Source organism: Actinomadura sp. NAK00032 (genome assembly GCF_013364275.1).
Taxonomy (GTDB): Bacteria; Actinomycetota; Actinomycetes; order Streptosporangiales; family Streptosporangiaceae; genus Spirillospora.
In genome coordinates this window covers 124,318-141,091 of record NZ_CP054932.1, presented here as the reverse complement: position 1 = coordinate 141,091, position 16,774 = coordinate 124,318, and the positions used below count along the sequence as shown (strand labels likewise).

20 protein-coding genes are annotated in these 16,774 nt (G+C 70.0%); 11 read left to right on the top strand and 9 right to left on the bottom strand.

Features of this window, described 5'->3' with window-relative positions; all coding sequences use genetic code 11:
- Positions 1-113 precede the first annotated feature (113 nt).
- Entirely contained in the window at positions 114-716 is a 603-nt protein-coding gene (locus HUT06_RS00700) for a TetR/AcrR family transcriptional regulator (protein WP_176193898.1), read from the bottom strand.
- An 85-nt stretch (positions 717-801) separates the two neighbouring features.
- On the opposite strand from HUT06_RS00700, the gene HUT06_RS00695 reads away from it, so the two are divergent.
- Complete coding sequence (locus HUT06_RS00695) at positions 802-2,652, top strand: cellulase family glycosylhydrolase (protein WP_254714901.1); 1,851 nt, start codon at positions 802-804, stop codon at positions 2,650-2,652.
- Here HUT06_RS00695 and HUT06_RS00690 read toward each other — a convergent pair.
- Positions 2,645-3,052 (bottom strand): phosphoribosyl-AMP cyclohydrolase, encoded by a 408-nt coding sequence (locus HUT06_RS00690; RefSeq protein WP_176193897.1) that lies wholly within the window; start codon positions 3,050-3,052, stop codon positions 2,645-2,647. The two genes, HUT06_RS00695 and HUT06_RS00690, sit on opposite strands and share 8 nt — an antisense overlap.
- A gap of 45 nt (positions 3,053-3,097) precedes the next feature.
- Positions 3,098-3,946: a LysR family transcriptional regulator gene (locus HUT06_RS00685; protein ID WP_176193896.1), complete on the bottom strand. Its 849-nt coding sequence runs from the start codon at positions 3,944-3,946 to the stop codon at positions 3,098-3,100.
- A gap of 111 nt (positions 3,947-4,057) precedes the next feature.
- Between HUT06_RS00685 and HUT06_RS00680 the strand changes: the two genes are divergently transcribed.
- Complete coding sequence (locus tag HUT06_RS00680) at positions 4,058-4,936, top strand: MBL fold metallo-hydrolase (RefSeq protein ID WP_176193895.1); 879 nt, start codon at positions 4,058-4,060, stop codon at positions 4,934-4,936.
- On the opposite strand, the gene HUT06_RS00675 is transcribed toward HUT06_RS00680, so the two are convergent.
- Positions 4,882-5,721, bottom strand: coding sequence for a helix-turn-helix domain-containing protein (locus HUT06_RS00675; protein WP_176193894.1), 840 nt, complete (start codon positions 5,719-5,721; stop codon positions 4,882-4,884). The genes HUT06_RS00680 and HUT06_RS00675 overlap by 55 nt on opposite strands.
- A gap of 87 nt (positions 5,722-5,808) precedes the next feature.
- Here HUT06_RS00675 and HUT06_RS00670 point away from each other — a divergent pair, with 87 nt between their 5' ends.
- The gene (locus tag HUT06_RS00670; RefSeq protein ID WP_176193893.1) at positions 5,809-6,237 is read left to right on the top strand and encodes a hypothetical protein; all 429 of its coding nucleotides are present in this window, start codon (positions 5,809-5,811) and stop codon (positions 6,235-6,237) included.
- Positions 6,238-6,242: 5 nt separating this feature from the next.
- On the opposite strand, the gene HUT06_RS00665 is transcribed toward HUT06_RS00670, so the two are convergent.
- Complete coding sequence (locus tag HUT06_RS00665) at positions 6,243-6,821, bottom strand: TetR/AcrR family transcriptional regulator (RefSeq protein ID WP_176193892.1); 579 nt, start codon at positions 6,819-6,821, stop codon at positions 6,243-6,245.
- Positions 6,822-6,958: 137 nt separating this feature from the next.
- Between HUT06_RS00665 and HUT06_RS00660 the strand changes: the two genes are divergently transcribed.
- Together HUT06_RS00660 and HUT06_RS00655 are read left to right on the top strand one after the other, a co-directional pair.
- Complete coding sequence (locus tag HUT06_RS00660; RefSeq protein WP_254714900.1) at positions 6,959-8,281, top strand: MFS transporter; 1,323 nt, start codon at positions 6,959-6,961, stop codon at positions 8,279-8,281.
- 54 nt (positions 8,282-8,335) lie between these two features.
- Positions 8,336-8,827, top strand: a complete 492-nt coding sequence (locus tag HUT06_RS00655; protein WP_176193890.1) for a GNAT family N-acetyltransferase — start codon at positions 8,336-8,338, stop codon at positions 8,825-8,827.
- Here HUT06_RS00655 and HUT06_RS00650 read toward each other — a convergent pair.
- Positions 8,808-9,395: a TetR family transcriptional regulator gene (locus HUT06_RS00650; protein ID WP_176193889.1), complete on the bottom strand. Its 588-nt coding sequence runs from the start codon at positions 9,393-9,395 to the stop codon at positions 8,808-8,810. The genes HUT06_RS00655 and HUT06_RS00650 overlap by 20 nt on opposite strands.
- 53 nt (positions 9,396-9,448) lie before the next feature.
- Between HUT06_RS00650 and HUT06_RS00645 the strand changes: the two genes are divergently transcribed.
- Both HUT06_RS00645 and HUT06_RS00640 read left to right on the top strand, forming a co-directional pair.
- Positions 9,449-10,342 (top strand): SDR family NAD(P)-dependent oxidoreductase, encoded by an 894-nt coding sequence (locus HUT06_RS00645; protein ID WP_254714899.1) that lies wholly within the window; start codon positions 9,449-9,451, stop codon positions 10,340-10,342.
- A gap of 2 nt (positions 10,343-10,344) precedes the next feature.
- A complete protein-coding gene (locus HUT06_RS00640) occupies positions 10,345-10,851 on the top strand; it encodes a GNAT family N-acetyltransferase (RefSeq protein WP_176193888.1) in 507 nt (168 codons plus the stop codon).
- Here the strand turns inward: HUT06_RS00640 and HUT06_RS00635 are convergent.
- Positions 10,823-12,001, bottom strand: a complete 1,179-nt coding sequence (locus HUT06_RS00635; protein WP_176193887.1) for an MFS transporter — start codon at positions 11,999-12,001, stop codon at positions 10,823-10,825. The genes HUT06_RS00640 and HUT06_RS00635 overlap by 29 nt on opposite strands.
- Positions 12,002-12,271: 270 nt before the next feature.
- Between HUT06_RS00635 and HUT06_RS00630 the strand changes: the two genes are divergently transcribed.
- The 4 genes from HUT06_RS00630 to HUT06_RS00615 all read left to right on the top strand — a co-directional run bounded on the left by HUT06_RS00630 (position 12,272) and on the right by HUT06_RS00615 (position 15,617).
- Positions 12,272-13,030 carry a hypothetical protein gene (locus tag HUT06_RS00630; RefSeq protein WP_217711134.1) on the top strand — a complete coding sequence of 253 codons (759 nt, stop codon included), beginning with the start codon at positions 12,272-12,274 and terminating at the stop codon, positions 13,028-13,030.
- A 615-nt stretch (positions 13,031-13,645) separates the two neighbouring features.
- On the top strand, positions 13,646-14,296 hold the full coding sequence (locus tag HUT06_RS00625) for a hypothetical protein (protein ID WP_176193886.1): 651 nt from the start codon (positions 13,646-13,648) through the stop codon (positions 14,294-14,296).
- 139 nt (positions 14,297-14,435) lie between these two features.
- Positions 14,436-15,011 (top strand): GNAT family N-acetyltransferase, encoded by a 576-nt coding sequence (locus tag HUT06_RS00620; protein ID WP_176193885.1) that lies wholly within the window; start codon positions 14,436-14,438, stop codon positions 15,009-15,011.
- Positions 15,012-15,131: 120 nt separating this feature from the next.
- A complete protein-coding gene (locus HUT06_RS00615) occupies positions 15,132-15,617 on the top strand; it encodes a hypothetical protein (RefSeq protein WP_176193884.1) in 486 nt (161 codons plus the stop codon).
- On the opposite strand, the gene HUT06_RS00610 is transcribed toward HUT06_RS00615, so the two are convergent.
- Both HUT06_RS00610 and HUT06_RS00605 read right to left on the bottom strand, forming a co-directional pair.
- Positions 15,618-15,767 (bottom strand): hypothetical protein, encoded by a 150-nt coding sequence (locus HUT06_RS00610; protein WP_176193883.1) that lies wholly within the window; start codon positions 15,765-15,767, stop codon positions 15,618-15,620. It abuts the gene before it with no gap.
- A complete protein-coding gene (locus tag HUT06_RS00605) occupies positions 15,767-16,708 on the bottom strand; it encodes a hypothetical protein (protein WP_176193882.1) in 942 nt (313 codons plus the stop codon). Before HUT06_RS00605 ends, HUT06_RS00610 begins: the two co-directional genes overlap by 1 nt.
- Positions 16,709-16,774: the final 66 nt, after the last annotated feature.

Genomic DNA, 16,774 nt, shown 5'->3' with positions numbered 1-16,774 from the left:
CCGGACCCCCGACTCGTCAGCGCGGCCTGCCCCGGCGGAGCGCGGGGCCCACTGCGATCAAAAGTCGCAGCCGAGCGGGGACGGCTCCAGTCCGTGACCGCATCCGGCCCATCTCATGACGGCGCGTCGCCGCCCGGAGGGTCGGTGATGAGGGCGGCGAGGGCGGCGGCGAACCGCTCGGGGGCGACGTCCGCCGGCGGGCGGCCGAAGAAGCCGCGGGACAGCTCGTACCCGGTCAGCGCGGACACCACGACCGCGAGCAGGGCGTGCGGGTCGGCGTGGCCGTCCCCGTCCGGCATGTCGCGGGTCAGGTGCTCGGCCTCCTCGGCGATGCCCCGGTCGACCAGGACGCTGCGGATCCGGCGCGTCACCTCGGGGAACCGGCCGTGCTCCCGCGCCAGCAGGTTGATCAGCGGCCGGACCCGCGCCAGGTAGTCGAGCTGCTGGACGAGCCGGCGGGCCAGCGCGGCGCGCGGATCGTCGTCGACGGGGCCACGCTCGAACTCCTCGCGGTGCCGCCGGGCCCGGTCCAGTTCCCGCTCCAGGACGGCGCGGAACACCTCCTCCTTCGAGCGGAAATGCCGGTAGAAGCTGCCGCTGCCGGGGGAGAGCCCGGCCAGTTCCTCGATGTCGGTGACCGTGGTGCCGCCGAATCCGTGCTCCTGGATCAGCTCCAGGGCGGCGTCGAGAACGCGGTCGCGCGTGGTGGAGGGCACGTCTGCAAGATAGTTCTTGCGCATGCAAGAGGGTTCTTGCACACTGCTGATCAAGAGCCCTCGGAAAGGCCCCGCCATGGCAGCGATGCGCGCTTCGTCCGCCCGTCCCCTCCGGATCGTCCTGGCCGCCGCGATGGTCGCCGCCGCGGGCACGGTGGCAATCACCGCGACCCCCGCGCACGCGGACGTCGTCGTCTCCCCGCAGCAGCGGAATTGGGTGCTGCGGGATGCTGCGGGACGCGAGGTCACACTGCGCGGCTTCAATGTCTCGGGCAGCACGAAGCTTTACGAGAACGGCCTCCTGCCCTTCCGCAGCACCGCCGACGCCGCGAAGTCGGCGCAGGCGATGCGCGACCTGACCGGCGCCAACGCCGTTCGCTTCCTGATCAGCTGGGAGGGCGTCCAGCCGGCCCCGGACCGGATCGACCACGCCTATCTCGACCGGGCCGTCGCGCAGATCAGGGCGTTCACCGACCGGGGGATCCGCATCCTGCTGGACTACCACCAGGATCTGTACTCGTCGCACCTGTTCAACTCCGGCAGTTGGTACACCGGGGACGGCGCTCCGAAATGGGTGATCGACGCGGGCGGCTACCCGAAGGAGTCGTGCGGGATCTGCATCCTGTGGGGCCAGAACATGCAGACGAACACCGCCGTGCGCAAGGCCGCCTACGACTTCTGGCGCAACCGCGTGCTCACCACCCCGGCCGGCCAGATCGGCGTCCAGGACGCCTACATCGCGCAGGCCAAGGCGACCATGGCCTACCTCAAGCAGAAACTCCCCCAGCCTGCGTTCGACAACATCCTCGGCCTCGACGCGTTCAACGAGCCGTTCGACGGCGGTCTCGACGGCAAGAACGGCACGGACTGGGAGAAGAACCTCCTGATGCCGTTCTACCAGCGCGTCCGCACCGCCATGGACGAGGCCGGCTGGACGGCCAAACCGGCGTTCGCCGAGCCGCTCGTCTTCTGGAACACCGGATTCTTCGAGCAGGGCGGGATGACGACCGTCGGGCAGCTCGGCACCCGGACGGTGTTCAACACCCATTACTACGACGGGGCGCGCATGACGCTCGACCCGACGGCCGCGTCCGACGGCACCTACGACGCCGCGATGAACGAGATCCGGCAGCGCGCCGCCGACCTCGGCACCGCGCCCCTGGTCTCGGAATTCGGCAACAAGATGTCCGACAACCGCACCCCGTGGATGGTCCGCGCCATGTACCAGGCGATGGACTACGGCGTTCCCGGCAAGAACTGGTGGAGCACGCCCGCGTCCGGCGGGCAGGTGCTGTCGTCCATGCAATGGCACTGGGACATCTACAGCGGCCGGCACCACGAGCTGATGAACGGCAATCCCGACAAGGTGCAGACCGAAGGCGACGGCTGGAACGACGAGGACCATTCCGTCGTGGCCACCGACGACGCGGGAACCGTCGCGCTCCGGCTGGACCGGCGCGTCCTCGACCGGCTCTACCCGTCCGCCGTCAACGGCGACACCCTGGCGTTCGCCTTCGAGGACCTGGCCCGTTCCGGTTACGGCGGCACCGGGCAGGAGAAGGCGTGGCTGACCGCCCCGTCGTCCCTCGCCGCCCTTCTCCAGGGCCGCCAGTACGGCGTTCTCGTCTGGCGTTCAGCGGGTACGAGCGCACCGACCGAACTGCACCTGCCGAATTCCTTCGCCCCGTCCGGCACGGCCATTGTGAGCGACCTGGCGACGCTCAACGGCGTCCCGGCGTCCGGCCCGATCGCGGCCGTCGCCGAGACCGGTTCCGCGACGGCCAGGAAACTGCGGATCACCGCTCAGGACAACGCCGTCCACTTCGCTCTCGTGGTCAACACCGCGACCGGCACCCCGCCCACCGAAGCGCAGCTCAGCGCCGCCCGCACGACCCTCTCCACCTGGCTGACCGAGGAATTCCCCGCCGCTAACTGAGGTGGCGGAGCGTTTCGGTGTCGGTGACCGAACGGTAGTAGCACGTCGGCCGGGCCTGGCCGGACGCGTCCTTGGTGTGGCAGGCCCCGCCCGTCGTGCGGTCGACCAGGTAGAGCAGGGAGTTCTGCTCGCAGTTGACGCGGACGTCGACCACCCGCAGCACGTCCCCCGACGTCGCGCCCTTGCGCCACAGCTCGTTGCGGGACGTCGACCACAGCACGGCGATCCGCTCGTCCAGCGTGGCCTTGAGCGCCTGGTCGTTCGCGTAGCCGATGAACAGGACGTCGCCGCTCTCCGCGTCTTGCAGGACGACGGGCACGACCCGCGCCCCGGTCGCCGCGACACCGGCGAGCTTGTCGAAGTCCAGGGCCGGCCGGGTGCCTTCTTCGAGTTCGTTCACCCCGCCATCCTGCCCGCCGAGCCGTCCCGCGGCGTCCCGTGACACTCAGACGACGCCGACGGCGAGCGTCACGAGGGACTGGACGAGCGGGCTCGGGTCCGCGGCGGGCCACGCCACGACCAAGCGGCTCGGCGGCTTGTCCGCCAGCGGCACCGAGACCAGTCCGTCCGGAAGCTTGTGGTCGAGGATCGTGAGCCCCACGGTGCCGTTCCACAGAACCGCTTGCAGGCATTCGTGGACGGTCCGCACCACAGGGTCGTCCGGATGCGGTGAGGGACCGCTCCAGAACGCCTGCCACACCGGGTCGGTGCCGTCCGGGAAGCGGAACCAGCGCCGCTCCGCCAGCTCTTCCAGCGTCAGGCTGCCCCGGTCGGCGAGCGGGTCGTCCTCGCGCAGGACTACGCCCACCGGGTCCTCGCGCAGGACGCGGGTGGCGATGCCGGTGTCGTCGAACGGGGCCCGCGTGAGGGCCGCGTCCACCAGTCCGGCGCGCAGCCCCGCGGTCGGGTCGGCGAAGTCGCCCTCGCGGATGCGGACGCGGATGCCGGGATGCCGCCGCCGGTACTCGGCGGCGATCCCGGCCCCGACCTGCTCGCCGCTGTCGGCGAGCATGCCGAGGGTCACGGTGTCCGTCCCGGCGGCGGCCGCCACCCGCACCCGGACCTGGTCGGCGTGTGCGAGCAGCGCGCGGGCCTCGGCGTAGAGGGACGTCCCGGCGGGGGTGAGCGTCACCCCCGTGGACGTGCGGTTCAGCAGGACGCAGCGGAGGTCGCGCTCCAGGTGCTTGACGGCCCGGCTCAACGGCGGCTGGGTCATGTGCAGCCGCGCGGCGGCCCGCCCGAAGTGGAGCTCCTCGGCGACCGCCACGAAGTACTGCAAGGTGCGCAGGTCCACCACCGCGACGATACCCGCCGGGTATGGGGGCCGATAATCCGGTATTGGACGCCGGAGCCTCCCGCGCGCTCTCCTGTACGGGTCGCACTTTCACGCATTGCAGGAGCCGATATGGAAGACCCGATCGTCCAGGTGAGCGGCGCGGAGGAGATCGCCCGCGACATCGTCGTCATACCGAACCGCCATGTGCAACTCGTTCCGAACATCGGCATCATCGGGGGCCGCGATGCCGTCCTCGTAGTCGAGACGGGCATGGGCCCGCACAATGCAGAGAACGTGCTGAAATTCGCTACCGAAATCGCGAAGGGACGCCGGATCTACCTCACCACGACGCATTTCCACCCCGAGCACGCCTTCGGCGCGAAGACCTTCATCCCCGAGGCGACCTATCTGGTCAACGAGCGCCAGGCGGACGACCTGGCCCGCAAGGGCCCCGCCTACCTGGAGATGTTCCGCGGTCTGGACGAGGCGATCGCACACCGGCTGGAGGGCGTCGAACTGCCGGCTCCCGACCTCGTCTACGGCACCTCGCACGACCTCGACCTGGGCGGACGGATCGTGGAGCTGCGCGCCACCGGCCGGGCGCACAGCCTCGGCGACCAGGTGGTCAGGGTGCCGGACGAGGATGTCCTGTTCACCGGCGACCTGGCGGAGACGGGCCAGTTCGCCATCTTCCCGTGGTTCCCGCCGCACGACACCGACGTCTCCGGGATCCGCTGGATCGAGGTCATGCGCCGGCTCGCGGAAGGGCAACCGCGCGTCGTCGTCCCGGGCCACGGCGACATCGGCGGCCCGCGGATCCTGGCGGACGTCCGCGACTACCTGGAACTGCTCCGCGACGAGACCTGGAAACGCCGCGACACGGCGGTGAGCGAGCGGACGATCACCGAAGAGGTCTCGGCGCTGCTGGTCGAACGGCACCCCGAATGGGCCGGTCAGGAATGGATCGAAAAGGGCGTCGGCTGCTTCTGCGCGGAACACCCCGCCTGATCTCCGGCGCGCCGCCTGAGAATGGTCGCGGACGCCTCGTCCGCCGGCAGGAACGCTTCGAGGCGCAGCTCCGACAGCGTCACGTCGACGGCGGTCGCGAACGACGTCAGCGTGGTGATGAGCCGCAATTCGCCCTCCGGCACCCGCAACAGCAGCGGCACCGCGAAACCCAGGTGGTCGGCGGGCGACTCCAGTTCGGGCAGGTAGCCGTCCAGCTCTTCGATGAGCTCCGCCAGGCCCGGTCCGGGCGCGCGGCGGGCCTGGTCGCGCAGGCTGCCGGTGATGTGGCGGCCCCACTCGGCCAGGTTGCCGACCCTGCGGGCCATCCCGTCCGGATGCAGGGCGAGGCGCAGCACGTTGACCGGCGGTTCCAGCAGTGCGGGCGCGGCGCCCTCGGAGAGCACGTCGAACGCGGGATTGGCGGCGACCAGTTCCCCGTACGGCCGGACGACCACCCCCGGGTACGGCATGTGCCCGTCCAGGATGCGCTCCAGGGCCTCGCGCACCGGCCCGAGTTCGGGGGCGTCCAGCCTCGACTCCGTGTAGACCGGCGCGTAGCCGGCGGACAGCAGCAGCTCGTTGCGTTCCCGGAGCGGCAGTTCCAGGGACTCGGCGAGCCGCACCACCATGGCGCGTCCGGGCCGCGAGCGTCCCTGTTCGAGGAAGCTCAGGTGGCGCTGGGTCGTGTCGGCCCGGATCGCCAGGTCGAGCTGGCTGAAACGGCGGCGCGCCCGCCATTGCCGCAGCTCACGGGCGAACTGGCCGGGTTCCGCCGTCACGGTCATGCCTCCCATTCAAACGGTGCGCCCGCCGTTCCGCGATTCCCTGCGGGGAATCGCCCAGCCGCAGGCCGGGCCCGCACACTGCTCGGCATGAGCGACACCTTCGACGCGAAACGACTGACCGACCGATACATCGCCCAGTGGAACGAGCCCGACCCGGCGGCGCGGAGCGCGCTCATCAGGGAGCTGTGGGCACCGGACGCGCTGCACGTGCTCGTCAACCCGCCGGAGGCGGTCCGGGACGCCGCCGCCGGGCTCGCCGTCCCGGCGCCGCCGCTGGACGTCCGCGGCCACGACGCCCTGGAGGCACGCGTCACCAGGGCTTACGAGCTGTTCATCGCGCCGGGCGAGCATGTCTTCGCGGCCGCCGCCGACCCGGTCGTCCTGGCGCCGAACGTGGTCGCCGTCCGCTGGTCGATGGTGACGGCCGGCGCGCACGAGCCCGTCGGCGGCGGCCTGGACGTCCTCTACCTGGACCCCGAAGGCCGCATCCGGACCGACCACCAGTTCGTCGGCTGATACCGCTACGCGGCCAGGATGGACTGGACGGTCGCGATCACGACCCGGCCGGTCTCCCCGGGCTCCAGCCGGCCGGCGCGGTTCTCCTCAGCGGCGCCGTGCAGGACGTAGTGGACGACGTTGACCAGCCAGTCGATCGGCATGTCGGTGCGGAAGGCGCCTTCGTCCTGGCCGCGTCGGACGAGCTCCTCGACGCGCTTCGCGGACCCGGCGTGCATCTCGCGGACGCGTCCGGCGGGGAGGACGCCCTGGGCCGCCGCCAGCAGCGCGGTCGACTCGGCCACGAGCGCCCAGCTCGATTCGAGCAGCCGGCTCAGGACGTCCCGCGCGGGGCCGTCGAGATCGACGTCCGACAGCACCTCCTCGCCGTCGCGGAGCGCGTCCGCCAGGGCCGCCTCGACCAGTTCCCGCCGGTTGCGGAAGTGGCCGTAGAGCGTCATCCGCCCGACGCCGGCGGCCTTGGCGATGTCGTCGATGCTCGCGTTCGGGTCGACGCGCAGGCTCTCGCGGGCCGCGGACACGATGCGGGCGATGCTGCGCTCGGCGTCCGCGCGCCGCCGGCGGCCGGTAGGGGCGGTGGGCATGCCCGCATCCTAACTCGTACTACCTCATACGTGTTACTCTCCAGGAATTCGTATGACGTAGTACGAGTTAGGCGGGCATGATGACACGACCGACATCCCCTCACCCACTGCGCTGGCGCATTCTGGGCTTCCTGGGCGTGGCCCAGCTCATGCTGATCCTCGACGTCACCGTCGTGGCCATCGCCCTGCCGCACATGGAGACCGACCTCGGCCTGAGCCGCCAGGCCGTGACCTGGACGGTCAGCGCCTACACCCTCACCTTCGGCGGGCTGATGCTGCTCGGCGGCCGCACCGCCGACCTCATCGGCGCCAAGCGCGTCGTCCTCGCCGGACTGCTGGTCTTCACCGCCGCGTCCCTCGCGACCGGCCTCGCCGGATCGGCCGAGGTCCTGCTCGGCGGCCGCATCGCGCAGGGGCTCGGCGCCGCGCTGCTGTCTCCCGCCGCGCTCTCCCTCGTGGTGAGCATGTTCGACGGCGACGAGCGGAACCGGGCGCTCGGCATCTGGTCGGCTCTCGGCGGTGGCGGCGCCGCACTGGGCGTCCTGCTCGGCGGCGCCCTGACCGCCGGTCCCGGCTGGCCGTGGGTCTTCTACGTGAACGTCCCCATCGGCGTGGTGATCATCGCGGCGCTCGCCCGGATGCTGCCGCACCAGCAGGCCACCGCGCCCCGCCCCCGGCTGGACGTCCTCGGCGCGCTCCTCGTCACGGCCTCGTCCGGCGCGCTGATCTACGCGTTCATCCGCGCCGGCGACGGCGGCTGGCTCACCGCCGCGACCGGTGTCCTGGTCCTGCTCGCCGCGCTCGGCTACCTGGCGTTCGTCGTCCGGCAGCGGACCGCCCGCTCGCCCATGATGGACCTCGCGCTCCTGGTCAGGCGGCCGGTGGCGACAGGCACCTTCCTGATCCTGATGGCGACCGCCCTGATGATCGCGGTGTTCTTCCTCGGCACGTTCTACTTCCAGCACGCGGAGGGCTACGGCGCCCTGCGCACCGGCCTGCTGTTCCTGCCGGTGGCCGTCGCGACGATGATCGGCGCCAACCTCACCGGCCGGACGATCGCCACGCTCGGCGCCCGCCGCCTGGCCGTCGCGGGCCTGCTCACGGCAGCGCTGGGCATGGCGCTGCCCGTCCTGTCGCTGCAACCGGTGTCGGTCGTGATCGGGACGGCGGTGGCGGGCGCCGGCACGGGAGCGATGTTCGTCGTCGCCTCGGCGACCGCGCTGGGCCAGGTGGCACCGCACGAATCCGGCATCGCGTCCGGCATCGTCAGCACGTTCCACGAGTTCGGCGCGTCCATCGGGGCGGCGGTCATCTCCAGCGTCGCCGCCGCGAGCCTCACCGGCGACACCCTCGACGGCTTCGCCGACGGCTTCGTCCTGGCCGCCGTGGCCGCCGCCGCGGGCGCCCTGGCGGCCGCCGCCCTCACCCCGCCCCGCGCGCCGCACACCGCCGACACCTGACCCGGCGCCACGCACCCGCTATCGTCCGAGCCGCGCCGCCGAGAAAGTGAACCGATGATCGTCAGACCGGCCGAACCCGCCGACCTGCCGACGCTCGCACCGCTGTGGCGAGCGGCGTGGCTCGACGGCCACACCGGCCACGTCCCCGCCGCGCTGATGGACGCGCGCGGCCCCGACCACTTCACCGCCCACATCGAGAAGTACGCCGCCTCCACCCTCGTCGCCGCCGGAGATCGCGTCCTCGGCCTGATCATCCTCGGCGACGAGGACGGCGAGGTGATCCAGCTGGCCGTCGACCAATCGGCCCGGGGCCAGGGCGTGGGCGGCGCGCTGCTACGGGCCGCCGAAGACCGCTTCCGGGGCCGGCACTCCCAGACGTGGCTCGCGGTGGTTCCGGGCAATACGCGCGCCCGCCGCTTCTACGAATTCCACGGCTGGCGAGACACCGGCCCCATGACCTACCAGGCCCCGACCGCGACCGGCCTCGTCGACGTCCTCGTCCAGCGCTACGTCAAGGATCTGGACGCTATTCGCCGGACGGACTGAGAACGCCGAACGCGCGGTCGAGAAGTGCGGCGCGGTCGGCCGCGCCGCCACTGCGGAGCCATTCCCGGTCGGCCGCGTCGAGGGCGGCGCCGGCGGCTCCCGTGAGGAGGTCGGCGGTGAAGGCGTCCACTCCGCCGCCGGGCCGGTCGCGCAGCGCGGCGCTGATCAGCTCGCGCATCCGGTCGCGCTCGGCATGCAGCCGCGCCCGGAGCGCGGGCGCCTCCTCGATCAGCTGAAGCGTCCGCAGGTCGGGTTGGGCCGCGTGGATCGCGTCCTGCCACTCGCGCAGCACCGCGCACAAGCATTCCCATGCCGCCTCATCGCGCGGCCGGCCGCGAATGGCCGCCGCAATACGTTCGGCGACATCCCCCGCCTCGCCGAAGACCACGTCCTCCTTGGACGGGAAGTAGCGGAAGAAACTGCGCCGCGACATGCCCGCCGCCGCCGCGATGTCCTCCACCGTCGTGCCCTCGTAGCCGCGTTCCAGGAACAACTCGACCGCCAACGCGGACAGCTCCGCCCGTACCGCCCGCCGCGTCCGCTCCCGCAGCCCCTCACCAACGCTCACGCATGGAGGATACTTCTGACACCTGCTAGCGTTTGTGTCACTGAGTGCCACACATGACAGGAGACGTCATGCAGATGAGCGGCAAGACCGTCCTGGTGACCGGCAGCACGGGCGGAATCGGCAAGGAGACCGCACGCGAACTCGCCCGGCTCGGCGCCCGCGTCATCCTCGTCGGACGCGACACCGAACGCGCCGAGGCCGCCGCCACCGAGATCGGCGCGACGGCCTGCACCGGCGACCTCACCACCCTCGACAGGGTGCGCCGCCTGGCCGACGAGATCGCGGACCGGCATCCCCGCCTGCACGTCCTGGTGAACAACGCCGGCGGCATGAGCGCGTCCCGCACCCTCACCCAGGACGGCGTGGAACGGACCTTCGCCCTCAACGTCCTGGCGCCCTACGCCTTGACCTGCCGGCTAGTGCCGCAATTGCGCGCCGCAGAGGGAGCACGCGTCGTCAACCTGACCGGCGGAATCCCCGGCAAGCCCCTGGACGTCGCCAATCTCCAGGGCGAAAAGAAATACCTGGGCTGGACGTTCTCGCAGTACAACCACGCCAAGACCGCCCTCATGGCCGTCAGCCGCAGGATGGCCGACGCCTTGGCCCCGGACGACATCACGGTCAACGTCGCCTACCCCGGCCACGCCTACACGCCGGGCAACAAGGCCACATCAATCAGCGCGTTCCCCTACGCCTACCGGCCCGTGGCCCCGCTCATCCATTTCTTCGGCCCCCGCCTGCTGAACGACCTGGCAAAGGCAGCGCGCTCAAGCGTCCACCTGGCCGCCAGCCCCGAACTGGACGGCATCACCGACGCCTACTTCAACGCCCAGCTCCGGCGCGTTCCCTGGCCGGCCGGAGCCCGCGACGAACAGACGGCCACGACCGTCCAGCACCTCTGCGAGAACCTCTCCGGCCTCACCCTCCACAGCCCGCGCACACTGTGATCATGACGATCCTGCAGACGGAACGCCTGACCCTCCGTCCCCTCACCGGAGACGACTTCGACGACTACGCCGCGATGATGGCCGACCTGCAAGTGGCGGACGGCCTGGCCGACCCGATCGGCCCCACACCCGCCGACGCCTGGCGCAGTTTGGCTCTTTTCATAGGCCACCGAGAAATCCGCGGATACTCCCACTGGGCCGTGATCGAACGAGCAACGGGCCTTTTCGTCGGACGCGCGGGCCCCTGGCAACCGCACGGCTTCCCGGGCCTGGGCGTCGGATGGTGCCTGGCCCGCGCGCACTGGGGCAAGGGCTACGCCACCGAAGCCGCCCGCGCCGCCATCGCCTACTGCTTCACGGACCTGAAGGCCCCCGAGGTCATCTCGGTCATCCGCCCGGGAAACACCCGCTCCATCTCCGTCGCCGAACGAATCGGCCACCGCCTCCTCCACGAAACCAACTACAAGAACGCCCCCGCCCTCATCTACGGCCAGCAAAACCCGCAGTGATCGAAGCCATCAGCACAGCCGCGGCTCCACCGAGCAGCATGACCGTAGACAGGGGCGTGCGGTCCACGACGACGCCTCCGACCAGGGCACCAGTGGAGAGCGTCGCCTGAAACGACGACGTGAACAGCACGGATGCAGCCTCGGGCGCATCCGGAGCTGCCCTGATAAACCATGTCTGCGAGCAGACCGGAACGGCGCCGTAGCCGACGCCCCACACGATCAGCAGCACGATGGCGCCCGCCTCCCATCGGCCGAGAAGAGGAAAGGCCAGTGTGGCGACCGCGATGAGCCCCCCGGCGACGCCGAAGGCGGCAGACGGGTGACGCGCGACCGCCGCGCCCCCGAGGAAATTGCCGAGGATTCCGGCCAGCCCGTAGACCAGCAGGAACACCGTGAGCAGTTCTGGCGGCACACGCGTGACCCGTTCAAGGAAGGGCGTCACATACGTGTAGGTGGCGAAATGCGCCAGGACGACGAGAAAGGTCGCCAGCAACGCGAACCGGGTGCCGCCGTTCCGGATCATGCTGCGCAGGACGTCCAGCCGCGTGGCCTGTTCGGCGGGCAGCGGCGGTACCAGCACGGCGAGCGCCACGAGCACCGCCGTGGACAGCACGCCCATCACCGCGAAACTGGCCCGCCACCCGGCCAGGTCGCCGATCAGCGTCCCCAGCGGCACCCCGAAAACCGATCCCAGCGGGACGGCCGAGAAGATCACCGCAGTGGCCCGCCGCACGGAACCGGCGGGCACCAGCCGTTCCGCCAGGCCCGCGCCGATGGACCAGAAGCCGCCGATGACGACCCCGACCAGAACCCGCGACACGAGCATGGCCCAGTAGCCCGGAGCGGCGGCGGCGAGGAAGTTCGCCGACGCCAGGAGGAGCATGCAGGCGCACAGCATCAGCCGACGGTCGACCCGTGCCGTGGCGATGGTGACCGTCGGGGCCGCGGCCGCCGCCAGGTATCCGGGCATGGCCATCATCAACCCGGCCGTCCCGTCGGAGACGGTGAAGCCGGAGCCGATGGACGTCAGCAGTCCGATCGGGAGGATCTCGGTGGTGACGATCGAGAAGATCCCCATCGTCACCGAAAGCACCGCCGCCCAGCCCGCCGTCGACGTACGGGCCGGCGTGACGGTTCCTGCTATGGACATCGATTCCGTCCTGCGAGTGGGAAAACGCCAGTAGAAGCGCAACCCACCCAACAGCCGTCATCACCGAAGCTCTCGCAAGTTTCCGCCGTCACCCCGCCCACCAGAGGTCAACGTCGCATTCCCGCGACAAGCCGTCCATTCCCCGGCGGGCCGAGCCGCCGCGCCCTACTCCCGGCGCCCATCACTCTGATCACGTGGAGCGGCAGCCAGCCTCCCACCTGCAGAGCTAGTACAGTGTACTAGCAACACTGTTCATTCAAGGGAGTCGTTGTGAAGGATCCACTGGGCTTCGGGTGGGACCGAGAGGCCATCGCCGAGTCGCTCGCTGCGATCCCGACGCACTCGATCGAACGAGCCGTGTGGCGGTATCGAAGAGCCCTGCCCGAGTTCGTATGGGACGCCGCCCAACTCGAAGGCAACCCGTTCACCTATCCAGAAGTGCAGACACTCATGGAGGGTGTGACGGTCGGAGGGCGGAAGGTCAGCGACGAGCAGCAGGTCCTTGCTCTGGCGGATTCCTCCCGGGAACTGCTTGATCTCGTCACCAACGGCGACTTCGTCCTGAACAAGGCGACCTCAGACCGTCTCCACGTGATCATCGCGCGAGACGAGGCACTGGAGTCCGGCATGTTCCGAGGCGAGGGGACGGTCATGCTGACTCCGGGCGTCAGCCTTGGCGAACACGGCCGGTATCTGCCACCGGAGACCGAGCCTGGCGGAGATAATCTGCGCGCGCTCCACGCTGAGGGCGTGGCCTGGCTTACGGAAAGCCTCCCAGATGTGACCGAACAGGCCATGGCCTACTTTCTTTTCGCCGCTCTCCAGCAGTTCTACTTCGACGGAAACAAGCGGACCGGGCGATCAATGATGAATGGTCATCTGATGATGCACGGCATCGATGCGATCAGTGTTCCGGCGGCGCGGCGGCAGGAGTTCAACTCGGAGATGGTCCACTTCTATCTGGAACGCGATGCGACTCGAATGCTCGCCTTCCTACTGTCATGCCACCCCGAGAACGCTGGATATTGAGGTGCCGGCCAGCGGGCGCCGCAGGGACGTCGACGGCCGGCCCGTGGACAGTCTCGGCCGGCACAGGTACCCCATCGCCATCGACAGCGAGCGGGAGTACATCCCGGCGATGGAACGCGCCCAGCGAGAACGGGTGACGATGCAGTGGGTAATGCAGTCTCTCACCCGCGCGTACGGAGCGGGCCTGGTGGATTTGGGCCCACCTCCGTCCGGGCCACCCGGTCGCGCGGGCAGGCCGTTCGCCCAGACCCGTCAGTTCTGGCTGCACCAAGAGACCGAATACGCCGCCGCGAAACGGCGCGCGTCCGACCACGACGGCGTGGGGTTCAGCACAGCTGTACGGCGACTGATGCGAGCCTACGGCGAGGGCCTTATCGACCTGCGTGTCCTGGTGGTGGACAAACGCCCTGAGCGATCCGCCTAATGCGGCTTGCAGGCACGTTGAGCCACCCAGGGTGGGGCTTCGCGGCCTTGGCGGCTGAGGCGTTTAGGCTGGGCTCGCTGGCCGCCGGCGGCCAGACCCCTTGCCGGGCACCGGCGACTCGGCGCCAGAGAACTGCGGATGGATGAATGGCCCTCGGAAGAACCAGCAGAAGCGAACGACGAGAACCCCCCGTGGAGCCGGTCGGCTGGGAAGGCGTACGGAAATTTCGCATCACCTCCGTGGAACGACCGGTGACCACAAAGCGAAAGCGAGCCGTATCCGGGGTACGCGCCGTCCGGACGCCTCAAGGCGGCAAGAACTTCTTGGTCTACGCGCCCTGCGCCCACTTCGCCCCAGAAGGCTCGGAAGTGCCGCTGCCGTCATCCCGTAACTTGACGTTGTTCGAAGACGAAGCGGCCCAGAAACTGCTGTGCTACGTCGAGCCGGCCAAGGAGGTGGACGGGCAGCTGCACCACGTGGTCCGAGACGGCGACCACGCGGTGATCGGAGTGGTGCGGCGCGTCCCTCCGCGGCGGCCGTTCCGCCACACATGGCGCATCGACCGGCCCGACCTCCCCGAGATGGTCGGACGGAACGCGTGGGCCAGCAGCGGACCGGGCGTCGCGTCCCGCGTCGCCGTCACCACCATGAGGGTGGGCATGTCGGTGATCGACTCGCTGGGTTCCGAGGGCGAGGGGCGCGGCACGACCTCGCGCGCTCTGGAGTGGTGGTCGGGTGACGACATGGTCATGGAGTCCACCGGCAGCGAGGAAGTGACCATTCACAACCATCTGGTCGACCGCAGGCTCGCCTTCGCCTTCGCTCTCGTGGGCGATCGCTGACCGCCTTCAAGGGACGGCCTCTCGTTGGCCGGGGCTTCAGGACGCGGGTTTCTGGGAGCCCTCGTCGCTTCGCTGTCCTGGCAGTTCCTGAGCAGTAATCCGTTTTGTGGGGCACCAGGCCCTCTGCCAGCATGAGCCCATGCGCCACCCTCTTGACACGTTGGACTGGCCGATTTCCACCGACCGACTGCTGTTGCGCCGCGCTACCCCCGACGACCTGGACGCGACCTGGGTCTTCCGGCAACTGCCGGAGGTTCACGAATGGGTCGGGGCCGCCACGACAACGTACGACGACTACCGCGAGCGTTTTCTCCGCGAGGATCGGCTCGCAGACCTGCTCATCGTCGAAGCGGACGGCCGGGTGATCGGCGACCTGATGCTGATGGTCCAGGACGCCTGGGCCCAGGAGGAGGTCGCCGACCAGGCGAAGGGCGTCCAAGCAGAACTCGGGTGGACGTTGGATCCCGCCTACGGCGGCAAGGGCTACGCCACCGAAGCGGTACGCGCCCTCATCGACATCTCCTTCGGCCGTCTTGGCCTGCGCCGCCTGCACGCGGACTGCTTCTACGACAACGAACCATCGTGGCGGCTGATGGAGCGGGTTGGGATGCGCCGCGAACAGCACACGGTGCGAGACTCTCTCCACCGCACCAAGGGATGGCTCGACGGTCTCACCTACGCGCTCCTGGCCGAGGAATGGCCCACTTCCAAGTGATGGACCGCCCGCCGGACGCACTCCACGCACGTCTCATGGCTCGGCGCTCCGGGCGCGAATGCGGGTAGCGGCCACGCCGGTCCCTGCCGACTCGGGAGAAGATTCCCTTATGCTCGCCGCATGCAGCTTGTGGCGGTTGGCGAAGTTACCCCGGCGGTCTTCGCGATCGGCCCTCAGTCCGTCGGCGTGTTCGCCGTCGGGCAGGAAGCCACCGGGATCATCGCCTTCGGCCAGATCGCCAACGGGGTGATCGCCGTCGGCCAGCTGGCGCGGGGCGTCGTCGCCATCGGCCAGCTCGCCACCGGGGTCTTCGCGGTCGGCCAGGCGGCCTTCGGCGTCTTCGCCGCGGGAATGGCCGCCATCGGAGTGGTCTGCCAGGCCGGGGTGGGTTTCGCCGCCACCAGCGCGGTCTCGCCCATGCTCGGATTCTGGGGCAAGCTCCACGTCCAGCGGATGTTCGACCCCCACGCCCCCGGTCGGATTCTCGAGACCGGCGGCCTACCCGGCTGGCGGGTCGTGCTCGCGACGGTCGGCACACTGATCCTCGCCGCGGCCTGGTGGAAGATCATCGGCGAACCGCTCCGCGCGACGATCCTCGACCTGTGATCAGAGGAAGAGCAACAGGCAGAGCATGACGGCCAGGACCAGCCCGCCGAGGGTGTTCAACCAGATCGGGATCCGGCCGAACAATTCCTCACCGCCCGGCGACAGCGCCGAAAACGTCCTGGCCTCGCCGCTCTCATCCTGGGGCGCCATCAGCCCGCCTCCGCCAGCCCGCCGGGCAGCAGGGTGAGCCCGGTTCTGCGCGCCTTCTCAACGCTGCGGCGCAGCGCTTCCTCGACCTGCTTCGCGTCGTCGGTGAGCCCGTCGATCTCCGCGATCGCCAGTTCGTCCCGGACGGTCCGCGCGAGCAGTTCACCGTAGGCGTCGTTGTTGTCGGCCAAGCGCTGCAGGGTCTTCCACTGCAGGAATGCCCGATCGGCGGCCTTCACCTGCTCGGCGTACCGCTCGATCGCCTCGATCCGCTCCGTCACCGAGGCCGTGGCCAGCTTCAGCGCTTTGGCCTGCGGGCCCATGACCTGCGCGAGGTCGGCATTTCGGCCGGCCTGGCGGGCTATCCGCTGCTCCTCCGACAAGCGGCTGATCTCCAGCAGGATCTGGGCGACCTCCCACTCCTGCCCTGGCAGCATCACGGCGTTCCGCAGATCGTCCAGCAGGCCCTCTTTGGTGACCTCCGCGGTCAGAACCACCTGGATCGCCTGCTGGACCCGCCCGAGCAGAGCAACCGTGTCGGTGTCGAAGTCGCCCGGCACCGCATAGGAGCCGTGCAGCCGACGCGCGAGGGCGCCGGCGCGGCCCTGCCCGCACCGGGCCAGCAGCACACCGAACGCGACGACGGCCGCTCCCGACAACACGAAGACGCCACCCGGCGCGAGAACCAGCACCGCAATCGCCGCGACCTGCCCGATCGCTCCGGCGATCAGCGCCTTGCGCCCGTAGAACGGGGCGACAACGAGCGGCAGGACGGCCCACAGCGGGGCATTCCAGAGGCTGAAGAGGACGTCCCGGGAGGTCCGTCCGCCGACCGGTCCCACCGGCCGCACTCCGGCAGCGGGGTGCAGCAACTCCGGCCGCGCCTCCAGCAGGACGCGATCCTCCGCCGCGATGAGCGGGTCGAACGAGGGTCTGACGGTCACGGGCTCATCTAAGCACGCACATGCCCAGGAACTAAGAAAAGCCGTCGCCGACGGGACGTCCCGCCC